General features: G+C 47.1%; 17 protein-coding genes. All 17 read left to right on the top strand.

What is annotated here, in order from left to right:
- Positions 1–18 precede the first annotated feature (18 nt).
- The 17 genes from infB (at position 19) to C3B52_RS10350 (ending at position 18,471) form a co-directional block, all read left to right on the top strand.
- Entirely contained in the window at positions 19–2,598 is a 2,580-nt protein-coding gene (gene infB / locus C3B52_RS10270) for a translation initiation factor IF-2 (protein ID WP_103105989.1), read from the top strand.
- On the top strand, positions 2,598–2,879 hold the full coding sequence (locus C3B52_RS10275) for a DUF503 domain-containing protein (RefSeq protein ID WP_103105990.1): 282 nt from the start codon (positions 2,598–2,600) through the stop codon (positions 2,877–2,879). The genes infB and C3B52_RS10275 overlap by 1 nt, the downstream gene beginning before the upstream one ends.
- 24 nt (positions 2,880–2,903) lie before the next feature.
- Positions 2,904–3,269 carry a 30S ribosome-binding factor RbfA gene (rbfA, locus tag C3B52_RS10280; protein WP_049738817.1) on the top strand — a complete coding sequence of 122 codons (366 nt, stop codon included), beginning with the start codon at positions 2,904–2,906 and terminating at the stop codon, positions 3,267–3,269.
- On the top strand, positions 3,259–4,254 hold the full coding sequence (locus C3B52_RS10285) for a DHH family phosphoesterase (RefSeq protein WP_103105991.1): 996 nt from the start codon (positions 3,259–3,261) through the stop codon (positions 4,252–4,254). The genes rbfA and C3B52_RS10285 overlap by 11 nt, the downstream gene beginning before the upstream one ends.
- Positions 4,247–5,173, top strand: coding sequence for a tRNA pseudouridine(55) synthase TruB (gene truB, locus C3B52_RS10290; protein ID WP_103105992.1), 927 nt, complete (start codon positions 4,247–4,249; stop codon positions 5,171–5,173). The genes C3B52_RS10285 and truB overlap by 8 nt, the downstream gene beginning before the upstream one ends.
- 2 nt (positions 5,174–5,175) lie before the next feature.
- Positions 5,176–6,108, top strand: coding sequence for a bifunctional riboflavin kinase/FAD synthetase (locus C3B52_RS10295; protein ID WP_103105993.1), 933 nt, complete (start codon positions 5,176–5,178; stop codon positions 6,106–6,108).
- 142 nt (positions 6,109–6,250) lie between these two features.
- The gene (rpsO, locus tag C3B52_RS10300) at positions 6,251–6,520 is read left to right on the top strand and encodes a 30S ribosomal protein S15 (RefSeq protein ID WP_049738821.1); all 270 of its coding nucleotides are present in this window, start codon (positions 6,251–6,253) and stop codon (positions 6,518–6,520) included.
- Positions 6,521–6,784: 264 nt separating this feature from the next.
- Positions 6,785–8,932: a polyribonucleotide nucleotidyltransferase gene (pnp, locus tag C3B52_RS10305; RefSeq protein ID WP_103105994.1), complete on the top strand. Its 2,148-nt coding sequence runs from the start codon at positions 6,785–6,787 to the stop codon at positions 8,930–8,932.
- A gap of 134 nt (positions 8,933–9,066) precedes the next feature.
- Positions 9,067–10,038 carry a polysaccharide deacetylase family protein gene (locus C3B52_RS10310; protein ID WP_103105995.1) on the top strand — a complete coding sequence of 324 codons (972 nt, stop codon included), beginning with the start codon at positions 9,067–9,069 and terminating at the stop codon, positions 10,036–10,038.
- 115 nt (positions 10,039–10,153) lie between these two features.
- A complete protein-coding gene (locus C3B52_RS10315; RefSeq protein ID WP_103105996.1) occupies positions 10,154–11,407 on the top strand; it encodes a M16 family metallopeptidase in 1,254 nt (417 codons plus the stop codon).
- An 88-nt stretch (positions 11,408–11,495) separates the two neighbouring features.
- Complete coding sequence (locus tag C3B52_RS10320; RefSeq protein WP_103105997.1) at positions 11,496–11,756, top strand: YlmC/YmxH family sporulation protein; 261 nt, start codon at positions 11,496–11,498, stop codon at positions 11,754–11,756.
- A gap of 137 nt (positions 11,757–11,893) precedes the next feature.
- Positions 11,894–12,793 carry a dipicolinate synthase subunit DpsA gene (dpsA, locus tag C3B52_RS10325; protein WP_103105998.1) on the top strand — a complete coding sequence of 300 codons (900 nt, stop codon included), beginning with the start codon at positions 11,894–11,896 and terminating at the stop codon, positions 12,791–12,793.
- Positions 12,790–13,386, top strand: a complete 597-nt coding sequence (locus tag C3B52_RS10330; protein WP_103105999.1) for a dipicolinate synthase subunit B — start codon at positions 12,790–12,792, stop codon at positions 13,384–13,386. The genes dpsA and C3B52_RS10330 overlap by 4 nt, the downstream gene beginning before the upstream one ends.
- A 57-nt stretch (positions 13,387–13,443) precedes the next feature.
- Complete coding sequence (locus C3B52_RS10335) at positions 13,444–14,484, top strand: aspartate-semialdehyde dehydrogenase (RefSeq protein WP_103106000.1); 1,041 nt, start codon at positions 13,444–13,446, stop codon at positions 14,482–14,484.
- A gap of 11 nt (positions 14,485–14,495) precedes the next feature.
- Positions 14,496–15,722, top strand: coding sequence for an aspartate kinase (dapG, locus tag C3B52_RS10340; RefSeq protein ID WP_103106001.1), 1,227 nt, complete (start codon positions 14,496–14,498; stop codon positions 15,720–15,722).
- Between the two features lie 60 nt (positions 15,723–15,782).
- Positions 15,783–16,649 carry a 4-hydroxy-tetrahydrodipicolinate synthase gene (dapA, locus tag C3B52_RS10345; protein ID WP_103106002.1) on the top strand — a complete coding sequence of 289 codons (867 nt, stop codon included), beginning with the start codon at positions 15,783–15,785 and terminating at the stop codon, positions 16,647–16,649.
- A 115-nt stretch (positions 16,650–16,764) separates the two neighbouring features.
- A complete protein-coding gene (locus tag C3B52_RS10350; RefSeq protein WP_235615661.1) occupies positions 16,765–18,471 on the top strand; it encodes a ribonuclease J in 1,707 nt (568 codons plus the stop codon).
- Positions 18,472–18,499 lie beyond the last annotated feature (28 nt).

Below are 18,499 nucleotides of genomic sequence, written 5' to 3' on the forward strand. Positions count from 1 at the left end.
CGAAAGGGTGAAGATCTATTGAAGACACGTGTGTATGAATATGCCAAACAGCACAACATGAGCAGTAAGGAAATCCTCAATTTGCTAAAGCGTTTGAACATAGAAGTAGCGAATCATATGAGTATCATGGAAGAAGGGACGATCAAGCGGATCGAGGATCACATGGCCAAATTGCGATCCGGTGCGAAGCCGGAAAATCGCAGTACGCCTGTTGATACAAGACCAAAGCAAACGGACGATCAACGACGCCCCAACGACTCCAGAGGACAACAGGTACGACCCCAGCAGCAATCGGGTCAAGGTCTTGCATCAGCGCAGTCTAGAACTGAACGACCGGCAGATCGTGATCGTGGAGGAAATAGCCCGAGTAACAATCGTCCTGCTGGAAACAGCACCAGTGGCAACCGACCCGATCATCAAAGTCCTCACAATGGAAAAAATCAGGGGAAGAATCAGGAGAGAAAACCAAACAATATGAGAAGTCAACCCGCAAAACCGACTGACCGTAAGCCGCAGACGAATAGCCAACAAAGACCACAGAATCAACAAAGACCAAACAACAACCAACAACGCCCACAAAATCAACAGCGCCCTGCTAATCAGCAAAGCACTCCTCCGAGCCAAACAGAGGGACGTACAGGCGAAGATTTTGAAGATAAAGTAAAACTTCCTGCAAACGTTGGCACGGAAAAGCGTGAGAAAATCAAAAAAGCTCCACAAACCCAAAAAACGTTTGAAGATAACAAAAAGAACCAGCCTTTCCGCGGTGGAAACAACCGTAATCAAAACAATCGCCGTGGAAACAATTCACGTGGACAACAAAAAGCTCCACGCCCTGTATTGGAGCCACCAACAAAGATTACTTTCACTGATTCTTTGACGGTTAATGAACTCGCACTTAAACTGCGCAAAGAACCGGCGGAAGTCATCAAAAAGTTGTTTAATTTGGGGATTATGGCTACGATCAATCAATATTTGGATCGCGATGCCATCGAACTGGTGTGTACAGAATACAACATCGAAGTAGAAGAAAAAATCGTTATTGACGAAACCAATTTTGAGACGCTGGAAGAAGTCGATGCACCTGAGACTTTGGTTGAGCGCCCACCAGTTGTTACAATCATGGGTCACGTTGACCACGGTAAAACCACTTTGCTTGACGCGATCCGTTCGACGAATGTCGTTTCTGGAGAAGCGGGCGGTATCACACAGCATATCGGTGCATACCAAGTAGAAATCAAAGGAAAGAAAATCACGTTCCTGGATACACCAGGTCACGCAGCGTTCACTACTATGCGTGCTCGCGGTGCACAAATTACAGACGTGACCATCCTGGTTGTTGCAGCGGATGACGGCGTAATGCCACAAACCGTAGAAGCAATCAGCCATGCGAAGGCTGCCAATGTTCCGATTATCGTAGCTGTGAACAAGGTAGATAAGCCAGAAGCAAACATTGATCGCATCAAACAAGAATTGACTGAGTATGAATTGGTTGCAGAGGAATGGGGCGGCGACACAATCTTCTCTCCTTTGTCTGCAAAACAACGTACAGGTATCGAGGAACTGTTGGAATACATCCTGCTCGTTTCCGAAGTTCAGGAACTCAAAGCAAACCCTGACAAGCGCGCTCGTGGTACTGTAATCGAGGCTGAGCTGGACAAAGGTCGTGGACCGGTTGCAACTATTCTGGTTCAACAAGGTACACTGCGTGTTGGAGATCCAATCGTAGTAGGTTCTGCTTTTGGTCGTGTTCGTGCGATGGTGAATGACAAAGGTCGTCGTCTGAAAGAAGCGGGTCCGTCTACTCCTGTAGAAATTACAGGCTTGAACGATGTACCACAAGCAGGCGATCAGTTCCGGGTCTTTGAAGATGAGAAAAAGGCACGTGCGATTGGGGAAGCGCGCGCATCCAAGCAGCGTGAATCCGAGCGTCGCGAAAATACACGCGTATCACTGGATGATCTGTTCCAGCACATTCAGGAAGGCGATATTAAAGAGCTGAACCTGATTGTAAAAGCAGACGTACAAGGTTCTGTAGAAGCACTGCGTGGTTCCTTGGAAAAAATCGATGTCAATGGTACTCGTGTGAAAATTATTCACACTGGTGCAGGTGCGATTACCGAGTCCGATGTAACCTTGGCAAACGCGTCCAATGCGATTATCATTGGCTTCAACGTACGTCCTGAGCCAAACGCTCGCAGCATGGCTGAGCAAGAGAAGATCGATATTCGTCTGCACCGTGTTATTTACACTGTTATTGAAGAGATCGAGCAAGCACTCAAAGGTATGCTGGATCCTGTTTATAAAGAGAACATCATCGGTCAAGCAGAAATTCGTGAAGTGTTCAAAGTATCCAAAATCGGTAACATTGCAGGCTGCTATGTAACCGAAGGCAAATTGAGCCGCGATGCTGGTGCTCGTTTGATTCGTGAAGGCATCGTGATTTACGAAGGCAAGCTCGATACGTTGAAACGCTTCAAAGATGATGCCAAAGACGTAGCTGCGGGTTACGAGTGCGGCTTGACCCTGGAACGCTTCCAGGACCTCAAGGTAGGCGACGTAGTCGAAGCATTCGTCATGGTTGAAGTGAAGCAATAATGGTAGCAGGGGTGCAGATCGAACTTCTTCTGCCCGCTTGCCAAAACTTGAAAGAGAAACGGGCCATCGTCAAAAGTCTGATCGGTAAGCTGCGGAGCCGCTTTAATGTCTCCGCGGCAGAGGTGGCTTACAATGAGCAATGGCAGCGTACCGTTTTAGGTATCGCTGCCGTTGCTAATGAAATATCCTTTTTACAAGAAGAGCTAGCGGCTGTGATCCGATTAGTGGAAATTCATCCCGGCGTGGAGTTGATTCACGTGGATACGGAATACTACGACTAATGCAGCCAGTGGAGGTGGAAAGAAATGAATAAAACACGGATTAGCCGCGTAGGTGAAGAGATCAAAAAAGAACTGAGCCTCGTTTTGCAACGCGGATTGAAGGACCCTCGCGTAGGCTTTGTCACAGTAACGGACGTAGAAGTAAGCAGCGACCTGCAACTGGCAAAAGTATATGTGAGCATTTTTGGTAGTGAAGAGCAGCGTAAGGCATCTTTGTCTGGTTTGACAAAAGCGAAGGGATATCTTCGTACAGAGATCGGTAAGCGAGTAAAACTGCGCCATATTCCTGATTTTGTATTTAAGCTGGACGAGTCGATCGACTACGGCAGCAAGATTGAGTCAATCCTACGGGAAATCTCTACGGATGAGGAAAAGCAGAATGAATCCTAATCGACAATTTGTTCGGGAAGCGGCCCAATTCATGCGAGAGCATGACCGCTTCCTGGTTCTTTCTCATATTAACCCAGATGGCGATGCAACAGGCTCCGCTTTGGGTGTAGTGTTAATGCTGGAACAATTGGGTAAAGAGTATGTAGTAGTCAATGAAGGAGAAACACCCATCAAGTTTGCATTCTTGCCTCGTTTCGATCACCTTCGTAATCTCCGAAAACAACCGCTGGAAGAAAGGTTCGGGGCCGTAATCGCTGTAGACTGCGCAGATGAGTCGCGGATGGGCGATGTACGGTCTTTATTTGATTCTGGCGCTCGCTTGTTAAATATTGACCACCATCCGACGAATGATGGCTTTGGTGATGTCAATTTGATTCAAACAGATGCGGCGGCGACTGCTCAAATCTTGTTTGAGGTTGCGGAGGAATTGGGAGTAACATTTAACGAGGAGCTTGCTCTCTGCATCTATACAGGCTTGCTCACAGATACTGGTGGATTCCGCTATTCCAACACTTCACCACGCGTAATGGAGATCGCCTCCAGGCTGCTTGGCTTCGGTGTTAAGCCAGGTGAGGTTGCCGAGCGCTGCTTGGAGGAGATTACCTTTGCCCATGTGAAAATCTTGCGTCGCGCGCTTCAAACATTGGAGCTCTCTCATCAAAACCTAATTGCTTCCATTACAGTTTCTCTGGCTGACTTTGCAGAAACGAATGCGGAGCGAGAGGATGCAGGTGGCTTGGTGAATTATTGCCGTAATATCGAGGGAGTAGAGGTAGGCGTCTCCTTTGTGGAATCCGAGCCGGGTGTAGTAAAAGTCAGTATGCGTGCACGTGATCGCGTGGATGTATCCCTCGTGGCGAAACAGCTTGGCGGCGGAGGCCATGCCAAAGCGGCTGGCTGCACAATCCGCGGCTCTCTGGCTGATGTAAAACAAAAAGTAAGCCACGTCCTGGAAGAAGCAGTAGGAGTGAAAAGTGATGAGTAACATAAACGGCGTGCTGGTCATCGACAAGCCGGCAGGTATGACTTCACACGATTGTGTTGCACGTATCCGTCGATTGTATGGAACCAAAAAGGTAGGGCATACAGGCACACTTGATCCTGATGTGACTGGAGTACTGCCGATTTGTGTAGGGAACGCGACGAGGCTTGTAGAGTACCTGCAGGAGCTGCCAAAGCGTTACGAGGTTGTCATGAGAATCGGCTCTACGACAACAACAGAGGATGCATCTGGTGAGATCCTCGAACAGGCGGCAGTTGATCCAACTACGATAACAAAAGAGCGTATGGAAGAATTGTTCGGTTCGTTCCTGGGAGAAATGGAGCAAGTGCCACCGATGTATTCTGCGGTTAAGGTCAACGGAAAAAGACTGTATGATCTGGCCAGAGAAGGAACCGTAATTGAGCGACAGGCGCGGAAGGTAACACTGTACGAGTTGACCCTGCATGACATTCGGGTGGAAGGCGATGCGGTAGATGTATCATTTACCTGCACCTGCTCAAAAGGAACCTATATGCGCACCTTATGTGTTGACCTTGGGCGTGCGCTGGGTTATCCTGCCCATATGAAGCTGTTGCGGCGAATTAAAAGTGGCCCGTTCGTAGAAGGAGAATCCATCCCGCTCGAACAATTGGAACAACAGGCTGCAGAGGGAAAAGACATTACCCAAAAATTGGTCTCAATCCCACAAGCAATTTCGTTTTTACCATCCTTTCAAGTAAAACCGGAGCGCACAAAAGCAGTGCGAAATGGATTAGCTACTGCACTTCCGGGGGTCACTGCCGAAGAAGGAAGTCTGATCTGCCTCTTCTCCGGAGACGAGTTGCTCGGTATCCATCGTGTATGCCGTGGGGATAAAGGCTTGTTCGCCAAAGCAGAAAAAGTCTTTCCAGCAGAGGTGTAACCGTGAAAACGATCTGGCTTACCTATCCATTACCAAATGATTTGCAAGCAAGTCCTTGTGCGATTGCATTGGGGTACTTTGATGGCGTACATATTGGTCATCGCCGGGTCATTCAAAAGGCGATCGATACCGCAAAGTCAAATGGTTGGCAAAGCACGGTGTTGACCTTTGATCCTCATCCACGTGAAGTTCTGGGTCAAAGCGGATATACGCGTTATCTTACTCCCCTAGCCGACAAACTGGAGCAATTCGAAAAAATGGGCGTAGATACTACCTACGTGATGAAATTCGATATTGGCTTTGCAGCGGTCTATCCTGAAGACTTCATTGCGGAGTGTATGCTCCCTCTGGAGTGTCGTCATGTTGTCGTCGGATTTGACTATACGTTTGGCCATCGAGGTATGGGTACAGCTCATACATTGCAGGAGATGAGTCAAGGACGCTACGGATTGGACATTATTGGTCCGGTAAATCGTCTGGGTGAAAAAGTGAGCAGTACCATTATTCGTGAGTATTTGCATCATGGGGATGTAGAGCAGGTGCGTCACTTGCTAGGACGTCCTTATAAGGTGCGCGGCACAGTGGTGCATGGAGATAAGCGGGGACGGACAATTGGTTTCCCAACGGCCAATGTACGAGTAAACGAGCCTTACCTGATCGGCAAGAATGGCGTTTACGGCGTTCGCTTTACCGTAGATAAAAAAAGCTATTATGGTGTGATGAATGTAGGTATCAAGCCTACATTTGAGCTGGAGAAGAAAGAAAAATCACTAGAAGTGCACATTTTTGAGTTCTCTGGTGAAATCTACGACAAAGAAGTAGAAGTAGAATTCCTCTTCTACATTCGAGAGGAACAGAAATTTGCTGGAGTCGATGCGTTAATTGCGCAAATCGGACGCGACGTACAGACTGCCAAGCAAAAATTTGCAGAATGAATCTCTTAAAGGATTCTCTTTGCTTTTCATATTTCCGTATGCTATAATTCATAACGTTGTACAGATAACCGTAGCTTGGCTGTCCGATACTCACCGACGGCAGACTCGGCGAACGGTATACAAAATAAGGAGGTGAGTCATGATGGCATTGACTCAAGAACGTAAAACTCAATTAATCCAAGAGTTCCGTACTCATGAGAACGACACCGGTTCGCCGGAAGTGCAAATCGCTATCTTGACCGAAAACATTAACAATCTGAACGGACACCTGCGTACGCACAAAAAAGATCACCACAGCCGTCGTGGTCTTTTGAAAATGGTTGGTCAACGTCGTAACCTGTTGACATACCTGCGTGAATCCGATGTTCAACGCTACCGTTCTGTTGTAGACCGTCTGGGTCTGCGTCGCTAATCAGCGTCTTGTAAAAAGCGGGTCTTTCCCGCTTTTTCTAGCGTGTAGGAGGGCTTAGCACAGTATTGTGCTAAGCTTTCCGAAACGTTTACACAAACAGGTGAATCAACGCGATGGTGATAGCTTCAAAAGAAGCTTTTTTTATTATCTAGAGCGACTGCCAATGGTACCCATTTAATTTTTATCGTGGCAGGAAATAATACATACAGGTAGAAAACAAAGTGTAGATAATGCACATTGTAGTGAAGGAGGACTGCTAGCATCATGGAGCAACAATACCGTACATATGATTTCGAACTGGCAGGCCGTAAACTGACCCTTGAGTTTGGCAAAATGGCCAAACAGGCGCATGGTTCGGTCTTGGTTCGGTACGGCGATACAGCAATCCTGTCTGCAGTGACAGTCTCCAAAGAGCCAAAAGCTCTTGATTTCTTCCCGTTGACTGTCAACTATGAGGAACGTCTCTATGCGGTTGGGAAAATTCCTGGCGGCTTTATTAAAAGAGAGGGACGCCCAAGTGAAAAGGCGATCCTGGCTAGCCGTTTGATTGACCGGCCAGTTCGACCACTTTTCGCAGAAGGATTTCGAAACGACGTACAAATTGTAAATACTGTTCTTTCCGTTGATCAAGACTGCTCGCCAGAAATCGCTGCGATGATTGGTACTTCTGCTGCGCTTTGCGTGTCAGAAATTCCTTTCGAAGGGCCGATTGCAGGTGTAATTGTAGGACGTATTGACGGTCAGTTCATCATCAATCCTACCGTGGAGCAAGCTGAGAAAAGCGATATCCACTTAGTTGTAGCAGGTACTCACAAAGCGATCAACATGGTAGAAGCAGCTGCAAACCAAGTACCTGAATCCATCATGCTGGAAGCGATTATGACTGGTCATGATGTGATCAAGCAATTAATCGAATTCCAAAACCAGATCGTAGCCGAAATCGGTAAGGAAAAAATGCAGGTGATTCTGCACGAGGTTGATCCTGAAATTGATCAGGCAGTGCGCGGATATGCGGAAGCACGCTTGAAGGAAGCTGTCCGTATCGAAGAAAAGCAAGCACGCTACGATGCGATTGATGATATCAAGGCGGAAACCAAAGAGCATTTCGCTACTCTAAATCCGGAAACCTATCCAGATCAGGAAAAAATGATCGCGGAGGTTCTTGGAAATATTGTAAAAGACGAAGTTCGTCGACTCATTACGGAAGAAAAAATTCGCCCGGATGGACGAGCTTTGGGTGAAATTCGCCCACTTTCCAGTGAAGTAAACATTCTTTCCCGTACACATGGCTCGGGTATGTTTACACGTGGACAAACCCAAGCACTTAGCATTTGTACGTTGGGTGCACTGGGTGATGTTCAGATACTGGATGGATTGGGTCTGGAAGAATCCAAGCGCTTTATGCACCATTACAACTTCCCGCCGTACAGCGTGGGGGAAGCGCGTCCTTTGCGTCCACCAGGACGTCGTGAAATTGGTCACGGGGCATTGGGTGAGCGTGCGATTGAGCCAATCATTCCTTCTGAAACAGAATTCCCTTACACGATCCGATTGGTATCTGAGGTTATCGAATCCAACGGTTCTACTTCACAAGCATCGATTTGCGCGAGCGTACTTGCTTTGATGGATGCAGGTGTACCAATTAAAGCACCAGTTGCTGGTATTGCCATGGGATTGATTATGAGTCAAGACGAGAAATCCTTCTCAATTCTGACTGATATTCAAGGCATGGAAGACCACTTGGGTGATATGGACTTCAAGGTTGCAGGTACCGAAGCTGGTGTAACCGCAATCCAGATGGATATCAAGATTTCCGGGATCAATCGAGAAATTTTGGAGATCGCATTGGAGCAGGCCCGCGAAGGACGTTTGCACATCTTAAAGCACATGATGAGCACCATTTCCGAGCCGCGTAAAGACCTCTCGCCATATGCGCCAAAAATCATGACGATGACCATCAATCCGGAGAAAATTCGTGATGTCATTGGTCCACAAGGTCGCGTGATTAATAAAATTATCGAAGAAACCGGCGTTAAGATTGATATCGAGCAAGATGGCCGTGTCTTCATTGCATCTATTAACCAAGAAGCAAACCTTCGTGCGAAACAAATTATCGAAGACCTGGTACGTGAAGTTGCTGTCGGCCAAACTTATTTGGGAACAGTAAAACGCGTTGAGAAGTACGGGGCATTCATCGAATTGTTCGCGGGTAAAGAAGGTCTGTGCCATATTTCGCAACTGGCTGAAGAGCGCGTAGCGAAAACAGAAGATGTTGTCGCAGTCGGCGATAAAGTACAAGTGAAGGTTACCGAAATCGACGACCAAGGCCGCATTAATCTTTCTCGCAAAGCAGTATTGAAGGAACAAGCAGCTGCAGCTCAAGCAGATGCGGCTCCAACACAAGCTGAATAAGATAGAGCAAAAGGCTTCGTCACTCGAAGAAATTCGCGTACGGAAGCTTTTTCTTTTTTCGTCTAAGATAGCCACCCCGTTCATACATTGGACAAAGAGAGGACTTGTACGTTCGGGAGGTGGCGAGCGCTCCAATGGCAGCCCAAAAAAGAAGAGTATGGTTTACGATCATCTGCGCGGCATTGTTTATTCTTTTGTTAAATTATCAGCCGATCCAACATTATATAAGTGTGGTAAAAAATAAACAGGCAGTGACTGCGGATGGTGCCCTTGATGAGAGGGCGCGACTTCTGACTCTGATAGAACAGTGGAAGGAAGGCAAAGAGGATCTGCCTGTTGACGCGGTAGTAGATCCTACTTGGAAAGCAATACCTGGATACAACGGGCGTATTGTAGATGTAGAGGCTTCCGTAAACAAAATGTTGGCAGCGGGAGCGGCGAGTCCCGAAATGATGGTATATAAAGAAATTCCTCCAGCGGTAACGCTAAAGGATCTCGGAGCACAACCAATCTTTCGGGGAAATCCGAAAAAGCCAGCCATCTCTTTTATGATTAATGTAGCTTGGGGGAACGAGTACCTCGATTCCATGCTGGATACATTAGACAAACATAAAGTCAAAACCACCTTTTTCTTGGACGGCTCATGGGTAAAAAGATACCCAGAGGATGCGAAAAAGATTGCAGCACGTGGACATGAAATTGGGAATCATGCTTATTCGCACCCCGATATGAAAACATTGGGCACCCAGCGCATTCATCAAGAAATGAATCGAACGCAAGAGGTTATAGGCAAAACATTAGGAATAAAGCCTACCTTGTTTGCCCCTCCTTCAGGTTCCTTTAATCAAAGAGTTGTGCAAATTGCCCATGATCCTTTTCAAATGCAAACCATCATGTGGACTGCTGACACAGTAGATTGGCAAAAACCATCTCCTGCTTACGTCATCAAGAAAATTACCGGTCTAATGGGCAATGGGGTTTTGGTCCTTATGCATCCAACAGCAACATCAGAAAAAAGTCTCGATCAGCTGCTTACAAATGCGAAGCAAAAAGGGCTAGTGCCAACGACAGTTTCGGAAGTGATCTCGAGTAGCCGTCTCCCGTAGCCTCAATTTGCTTCATTTGTTGTGGAGACAAGGGAAGTTTGCTATAGTTAAACGTGTTTACTACAATTTCCCTGAAGTTAGGATAGAGACAGATGATCAACTGAGGAGGATTTGCGTGATACTACGTCATACATGTGATAACGGTCTTAGAATCGTAACAGAGAGAATTCCATCTGTTCGATCTGTAGCACTCGGTATCTGGGTCGGGACCGGTTCCAAATATGAAAACGAAATCAATAATGGGATTTCCCACTTTCTGGAGCATATGTTTTTCAAGGGTACAAAGACTCGTTCTGCGAAGGAAATTGCAGAAAGCTTTGATGAGATCGGTGGAAACGTCAATGCGTTTACTTCCAAAGAGTACACATGCTACTACGCACGGGTGCTTGATCAACATGCTCCGATTGCATTAGAAGTACTTTCGGATATGTACTTCAACTCCGTTTTTGATTCCGAGGAATTGGAAAAGGAAAAAAATGTAGTCATCGAAGAAATAAGCATGTACGAAGATACACCGGATGATCTTGTGCACGATTTGATCGCCCAAGCGTCCTATGGCAAGCATCCGCTAGGCTACTCCATTTTGGGTACAGAGGAAGTCTTGAAGAGCCTGAAACGTGATGATTTGTTAAGCTATATCGATCAGCGTTATTTGCCGACGAATACAGTGATTACGGTTGCAGGGAACTTCGAAGAGAGTCTGATCGAAGATATTAAAAAGCGTTTTTCTGGATTCAACCGCAAATCCAATGATGCTACCTTGACTACACCTGATTTTACCGCAAACGTTATTTCACAGCATAAAGCTACTGAACAAGCGCATTTGTGCATTTCTCTCCCTGGATTTCAGGTAGGACATCCAGATGTGTACTCCCTCATCTTGTTGAACAACGTGCTAGGTGGAAGCATGAGCTCGCGCCTCTTCCAGGAAATTCGTGAAGAAAGAGGATTAGCGTACTCGGTTTACTCTTACCACTCTTCGTACAAAGAAGCGGGAACCTTTACGATTTACACGGGCACGGCATCGGAGCATGTAGGCCAAGTGTTCGATATCGTTTCTCATGTACTTCGTGATGTGGCTGATCACGGGATTACAGACAAAGAGCTGAACAAAGGCAAGGAGCAATTAAAAGGAAGCTTAATGCTAAGCCTGGAGAGTACAAACAGCCGTATGAGCCGTCTTGGTAAAAATGAGCTGTTGGTAGAACGCCATCTCACATTGGATGAGATGATCGCGAAAATTGACAAAGTAACCCATGAGTCCGTACATGATGTTGCTAAGCAGCTGTTCCGTTCCAAGCTGGCTATGGCAATGGTTAGTCCACTGGATGGCTTCCCTGATAATGTGAAAAATGACATCCTCCTGTAGGAGCGATGAGAACCCCTGAAAAATCCGGCATAGCCCGGATTTTTTTGCGTATATCAACAGTAAAACGATGGACAAAGGGGGTAGCTTTATGCGTCTTAGCGAGCTGGGAGGGAAAGAAATCATTGGGCTTGATACCGGAGAGCGTATGGGGGTCATTAGCGACTCTGATTTGGTCATTCACGCGGAAAATGGAAGCATTCAATCCATCATATTGCCCGGAAGCAGTTTTTTCGGATTTGGCAAGAAACGCGAGGATTTGGTTATTCCGTGGAATTCCATTGTGAAAATTGGGCCTGATATGGTAATCATCCAATTAAATCAGCAGGAGACACAAGCTTCTCAAAAGTAGGCGCCACTGTCACCTAACGATTAGGGAGCGAATAGGATGGGGGTAGACCGTATGAATACCAGTCAACTTTTTCAAATGGAAAACCTTTGCGTTTCGATCATTTAATGCAGTAAAATGTGTGGAAAGGGGAACGCAGCATGCTAACGGGCATACATGTTGCCTTCATCGGCGGAGACGCTCGCCAGTTGGAAGTAATCAAGCGTTGCATACAACTGGATGCCAGCGTCACGTTAGTTGGCTTCGACAACCTGGAAAGTAATTTTACAGGGGCAACGAAGAGACCATTAACATGCGATGTGTTGAAAGACGTTGACGCCCTCATCCTTCCTATCGTAGGGACTGATGATCAAGGCTTTGTGGAAAGCATCTTTTGCTCCAAACAGCTGCAATTGCAGGATGCACACGTAGCCAGCTTGCCTAAGCATTGCGTTGTATATACCGGAATGGCAAAACCGTACCTGAAGAACCTAATAGCTCCACACCAGATTCCTCTAGTGGAACTGCTGGATCGTGATGACGTAGCTATCTATAACTCCATCCCCACTGTGGAGGGAGCCCTTATGATGGCGATTCAAAATACGGATATTACGATTCATGGGTCTTCTTCCATTGTTCTGGGGTTAGGTCGTACAGGTTTGTCCATGGCCCGGGCGCTGCACGCTTTGGGAGCAAAAGTCAGGGTAGGGGCTAGGCGTCAGGAACACTTGGCACGCATTTATGAGATGGGATTGACTCCCTTCCATATAAGCGAAGTAAGGCAGCAGGTGACAAATGCTGATTTCATTTTTAATACTGTCCCACAGCTTATACTCACAGCAGAAGTAATCGCTCAGATGCCACAATCGGCGTTTATCCTTGACCTCGCATCCAAGCCAGGGGGCACTGATTTTCGTTATGCCGAAAGACGAGGCATCAAAGCGCTTCTCGCTCCCGGATTACCTGGAATCGTTGCGCCAAAAACCGCAGGACAAATCTTGGCTCAAACCTTGTCTCGTCTTATTGCGGAGCAAAGGATAACCAGGGGGGATAAGGCATGAGTATGCTTCAGGGAAAGACCGTTGGTTTTGGATTATCAGGATCGCACTGCACATTTGAGGAAACCATGCCACAAATTAAGCGATTTGTGGATGCGGGAGCACGAGTGGTTCCAATCGTATCCAATACGATAATGACTACGGATACCCGATTTGGTACTTCTCAGAGCTGGCAGCAACAGATCAAGGACCTGACAGGTGAAGAGCTGATCTCAACGATTCCTCAAGCGGAGCCGCTGGGACCTTCAAAGCTGTTGGATGTCATGCTGATTGCGCCCTGCACAGGTAGTACGACCAGTCGTCTGGCGAATGCAATAACGGATAGTGCCGTTCTCATGGCCGCCAAAGCGACTATGCGTAACCTGCGACCACTTGTAATCGCAATCTCTACCAATGATGGTCTGGGACTAAATGCAGCGAATATTGCCAAGCTATTGGCAGCGAAAAACATTTATTTCGTGCCATTCGGGCAAGATGCTCCTGACAAAAAGCCGAATTCGCTTGTTGCACGCATGGATCTATTGCTGGAGACATGCGCAGCTGCCATGGAAGGTCGACAACTGCAACCCTTGCTCATCGAGAGATTCAACTACTAAAAACACTACAGAAAAAAACAATTAACCTGCTTTTCGCGATTAGGAGGAGAGTAAGAGATGGCTAACCAACTGACTTATAATGTCGCTGTAGTAGGCGCTACTGGCGCTGTCGGACAGCAAATGATTCGAATTCTTGAAGAGCGCAATTTTCCGATCAAACAACTCAAGCTGCTTGCATCTGGACGTTCTGCTGGTAAGACAGTGACGTTTAAAGGACAAGAAATTGTACTGGAGGAAGCGACGCCTGAGAGCTTTGCCGGAGTTGATTATGCCCTGTTTAGTGCTGGTGGGTCCATCAGTAAGGAACTTGCTCACCACGCTGTACGTCACGGTGCAGTCGTCATCGACAACACCAGTGCATTCCGTATGGACCCTGAGGTTCCATTGGTGGTTCCGGAAGTAAACATGGATGCTGCGCTTGCAAATAAAGGAATCATTGCGAATCCGAATTGCTCGACAATTCAGATGGTAGCCGCTCTGAAACCCTTGTATGATCGTTTTGGTATAGACCGAATTATCGTTTCCACCTATCAGGCAGTATCAGGGGCAGGTCAATCTGCGATTAATGAGCTGTTGACTCAAAGCCGTGACGTCCTGGATGGCAAAGAAGCAGAATGCAAGATCCTTCCTGTCGGATCACAGCCTGTTCATCATCAAATTGCCTTTAACGCGATTCCGCAAATTGATGTATTTACTGAAAACGGATTTACTTATGAAGAAATGAAAATGATTAACGAAACGAAAAAAATCTTCAATGATGATAACGTGTTGGTTTCTGCTACATGTGTGCGCATTCCGGTCGTCTATGGACACAGCGAATCCGTTTATGTTGAATTGAAACAGGACTATGATTTGGCAGAAGTAAAAGCTCTGCTGGAAAATGCTCCGGGTGTCGTATTGGTAGACGTGCCCGAAGAGCAACGCTATCCGCTTGCTACTGACGCAACCGGCAAGCTCGACATATTTGTAGGCCGGGTGCGACGCGATCTCCACCATCCTCGCGGGCTGCATATGTGGATCGTTTCTGACAACCTTCTCAAAGGTGCGGCATGGAATACGGTGCAAATCGCAGAAGAACTCATCAAAGCAAGAGCATAGGGGAGAGGTTTGTGAAGATTCTCGTCCAGAAGTTCGGTGGTTCTTCCTTGACGACGGAAGATTGCCGGATGAGGGCAATCTACCATATGGAAAAAGCGATCGATGAAGGCTACGCCCTAGTCGTTGTCGTATCGGCAATGGGACGGAAAGGCGATCCCTATGCCACCGATACACTCTTACAGTTAGTACGCAGTAACGGACATCAACTGCCAAGTCGAGAAACGGATATGCTCATGCATACCGGTGAAATCATTTCAGCGACTGTCATGTGCAGCATGTTGCATGCACGCGGGATCAAAGCGACGATCTTAACAGGTGGTCAGGCAAATATTATCACGAGTGATGATTTTTCCAACGCGCAAATCACTTCGATTGATCCAAGCCGCATTCTACAGGACTTAGAAGCGGGCCATGTCGTAATCGTTCCAGGCTTTCAGGGCAGAACAGCCGAATGGGAGATTACGACTCTGGGCCGCGGTGGCAGTGATACAACTGCAACCGCTCTAGGGGTTGCCCTGCAAGCTGAAATGGTTGATATTTTCACCGACGTTGAGGGCATTATGACTGCTGACCCGAGAATTGTGGAGGAAGCGCAGCCTCTTTCCATGGTAACGTACACGGAGATTTGCAATATGGCACATCTGGGGGCGAAGGTAATTCACCCCAGGGCCGTGGAAATTGCGATGCAGGCTAACGTACCAATTCGCGTTCGTTCCACGTTTTCGGACGACCCCGGTACTCTGGTTACCACGATGCACGAAATCGGAAAACTAGAGTATTCGGTTCATGATCGCGTTGTTATGGGGATTGCCCATGTACCTAATATCACCCAGATTAAAGTCGCTAACAAGGAAGGGTACTACGATACACAGCTGCAAGTTTTTAAAACCATGGCGACGAATAATATCAGTGTTGATTTTATCAATGTGAATCCACTGGGTGTCGCTTATACTGTACATGATGAAATGGCCTCCAAAGCAGCAGGGCTTTTGACTGAGCTGGATTATGAGCCTCAGTTATTGCCTCATTGTGCAAAAGTATCGGTGATTGGAGCAGGGATGACGGGTGTGCCAGGTGTAATGGCACAAATCGTAGAGGCTTTAACACAAGAAGATATCCAAATTCTTCAATCGGCAGACTCCCATACGACCATTTGGGTACTTGTGCATGAGATGGACATGGTCAAGGCGGTTCGAGCGCTTCACCATCAGTTTAAGCTGCATGTACACCATATGTGATCGAAAAGCATAGTCTAGAGATCATGCTTACTGATCACGATAAGAGGAGTTGTAGAGGCAGTGGCACGATTTGGCCGACTGGTTACCGCTATGGTAACGCCATTTGATGATCAATTACAGATTGATTATGATAAAACAGAGCGCCTCATTGATCATTTGGTGGCGACGGGCAGCGAAGGGATTGTCATCTCTGGAACAACAGGTGAATCACCAACCCTGTCAGGCGCCGAAAAGCTAGCACTGTTCAAGCATGTGGTCTCCTATGCAAAAGGAAAATGCCATATTATCGCTGGAACAGGCAGCAATGACACAGCTTCGAGTATTGAATTTTCGAAGGCAGCGCAGGAAACAGGCGTAGATGCCATAATGGTCGTGGCACCATACTACAGTCGACCATCGCAAGAAGGTCTTTACGCGCATTTTAAAGGAATTGCTGCGTCGACTGATTTGCCAGTCATGCTGTACAACGTTCCAGGACGTTCTGCGGTAAATATCACTGCGCAAACGACCCTGAGACTCGCTGAGCTGCCGAACGTGGTATGCGTCAAGGAAGCTTCTGGTAACCTGTCTCAGATGGCTCAGATCATCGAGTATGCTCCAGAGGGCTTTGAACTGTACAGTGGGGATGACAGCTTGACTTTGCCAGCTCTGGCGATTGGTGGAGTAGGGATCGTCAGTGTAGCGAGCCATGTAGTTGGCCGTGATATGACCGAAATGATACATTCATTCCTAGCTGGAAACCACGCCGCAGCTGCGAGCCTGCACCGCAAGCTGATGCCCGTATTTGAAGGACTTTTCGCTTATCCGAGCCCTGGTCCTACAAAAGTGGCTTTGCAAAAGCTGGGCATCGAAACAGGCGGTGTTCGCCTGCCGCTGGTTGAACTAAACGACGAAGAAAAAGCGTTTGTTCATTCCTTGCTTGTTTAACTGGATAGAAAGAAAAAGAGCCATTCCTGCGGGGATGGCTCTTTTTCCTTGTGTTAAGGTTTTCACTTCGGGTATAATGATAGTAAGTGATTTGGGGCGGTTTATTTGAGTGGACATGACAACTAAATATAGGAGGTTACACGTTTTGGCAAAATCGAATCACTCTGTTCTCATTTTTGCCCTGGGCGGAGTTGGCGAAATTGGGAAAAATATGTACGTGGTGCAATGCGACGATGACATCGTCGTTATTGATGCCGGATTGAAATTCCCGGAGGAGGAAATGCTGGGAATTGATATGGTGATTCCAGATATTACCTATCTGGAGGAGCATCGGGACAAGGTTCGGGGTATTATTATTACGCATGGACACGAAGACCACATCGGTGGACTAAGTTATGTGCTGAAGCACTTGAACGTTCCTGTTTATGCAACAAAACTCACCCTTGGTTTGATTGATGCAAAATTAAAGGAAGCGGGCATTCTAAACGATACCAAGCGCGTGTTGATCAACAGTGATTCGGAGATCGTTCTCGGCAAAATGAAAGCGACGTTTTTCCGCGTGAATCATAGCATCCCTGATTGTGTAGGGGTTTGTGTTGAAACAGCGGAAGGCTACGTTGTTCATACGGGTGACTTCAAGTTTGATCAGACGCCGGTAAACAATCAAGTAGCTGATTTGGCTAAAATGGCGATGATTGGCGACCGTGGTGTATTATGCCTACTTTCGGACAGTACCAATGCTGAGCGTCCCGGATTTACGGGATCTGAGCGTTCTGTAGGCATTGCCATCAAGGATGTCTTCTCGAAGGCGACTGGACGCATTGTCGTTTCTACCTTCGCATCCAACGTTCATCGGATTCAGCAGGTAGTAGATGCAGCAGCTCAGTTTAACCGGAAACTGACTGTGGTCGGAAGAAGTATGCAAAATGTCATCAACATCAGCCGCGATCTTGGCTATCTTTTAGTCCCAGAAGGGCTGATTGTGGAAATCGATGAAATCAATAAGCTGCCTGCAGAGCAGGTAGTCATTCTGTCTACTGGAAGCCAAGGAGAGCCAATGTCTGCGCTCACTCGTATGGCCCGATCCGCCCATCGGAAAATTGACATCCTTCCAGGCGACACTGTTATTATTGCGGCTACCCCTATTCCAGGGAATGAAAAATACGTAGCCCGTACGATTGACCAATTATCACGAATTGGCGCTGACGTCATTTATGGCGGCCATGGACCAAACGGAACCGTCCACGTCTCCGGTCATGGCAGCCAGGAAGAACTGCGTCTCATGCTGAATCTCATGAAGCCTAAATACTTTATCCCCATCCATGGCGAATATCGTATGCTGAAAACACATTCGCTGCTTGGTGAACAAGTGGGTATTCCTGAAGAGAACATCTTCTTGCTGGACAACGGCGATACGGTGGAAATCGCAGGAGGCAAAGCCCGTTATGGTCCCAAGGTTCATGCAGGCAATGTCTTGATTGATGGCCTGGGTGTTGGGGATGTAGGAAATATCGTGCTTCGAGATCGTAAATTACTATCTCAAGATGGAATTCTGGTAGTTGTTGTTACACTCAGCAAACAAAATGGCACGATTTTGTCTGGTCCAGACATCATTTCCCGCGGTTTCGTTTATGTGCGTGAATCGGAGGAACTGTTGGACGAGGCGAATCGCATAGTGACCCAAACACTTGTCAAATGCATGGAAGAAAATGTGAATGAATGGTCCTCTCTGAAAAATAATGTAAAAGAGGCGCTGGGTCGTTATCTGTACGAACAGACGCGTCGTCGTCCAATGATCCTTCCTATCATCATGGAAGTATAAGCGTAAGCGAATTGAAAAGGAGTCGTTA

The sequence above is a fragment of the Brevibacillus reuszeri genome (genome assembly GCF_002897295.1).
Lineage (GTDB): Bacteria > Bacillota > Bacilli > Brevibacillales > Brevibacillaceae > Brevibacillus > Brevibacillus reuszeri_A.

Coding starts and splice junctions, on each gene's coding strand:
- C3B52_RS10285 (WP_103105991.1), top strand. CDS start 3,259: ATGAATCCTAATCGACAATTTGTTCGGGAAGCGGCCCAATTCATGCGA.
- C3B52_RS10335 (WP_103106000.1), top strand. CDS start 13,444: ATGGCTAACCAACTGACTTATAATGTCGCTGTAGTAGGCGCTACTGGC.
- rbfA (WP_049738817.1), top strand. CDS start 2,904: ATGAATAAAACACGGATTAGCCGCGTAGGTGAAGAGATCAAAAAAGAA.
- C3B52_RS10320 (WP_103105997.1), top strand. CDS start 11,496: ATGCGTCTTAGCGAGCTGGGAGGGAAAGAAATCATTGGGCTTGATACC.
- dpsA (WP_103105998.1), top strand. CDS start 11,894: ATGCTAACGGGCATACATGTTGCCTTCATCGGCGGAGACGCTCGCCAG.
- truB (WP_103105992.1), top strand. CDS start 4,247: ATGAGTAACATAAACGGCGTGCTGGTCATCGACAAGCCGGCAGGTATG.
- C3B52_RS10330 (WP_103105999.1), top strand. CDS start 12,790: ATGAGTATGCTTCAGGGAAAGACCGTTGGTTTTGGATTATCAGGATCG.
- C3B52_RS10275 (WP_103105990.1), top strand. CDS start 2,598: ATGGTAGCAGGGGTGCAGATCGAACTTCTTCTGCCCGCTTGCCAAAAC.
- C3B52_RS10310 (WP_103105995.1), top strand. CDS start 9,067: ATGGCAGCCCAAAAAAGAAGAGTATGGTTTACGATCATCTGCGCGGCA.
- rpsO (WP_049738821.1), top strand. CDS start 6,251: ATGGCATTGACTCAAGAACGTAAAACTCAATTAATCCAAGAGTTCCGT.
- C3B52_RS10350 (WP_235615661.1), top strand. CDS start 16,765: ATGACAACTAAATATAGGAGGTTACACGTTTTGGCAAAATCGAATCAC.
- pnp (WP_103105994.1), top strand. CDS start 6,785: ATGGAGCAACAATACCGTACATATGATTTCGAACTGGCAGGCCGTAAA.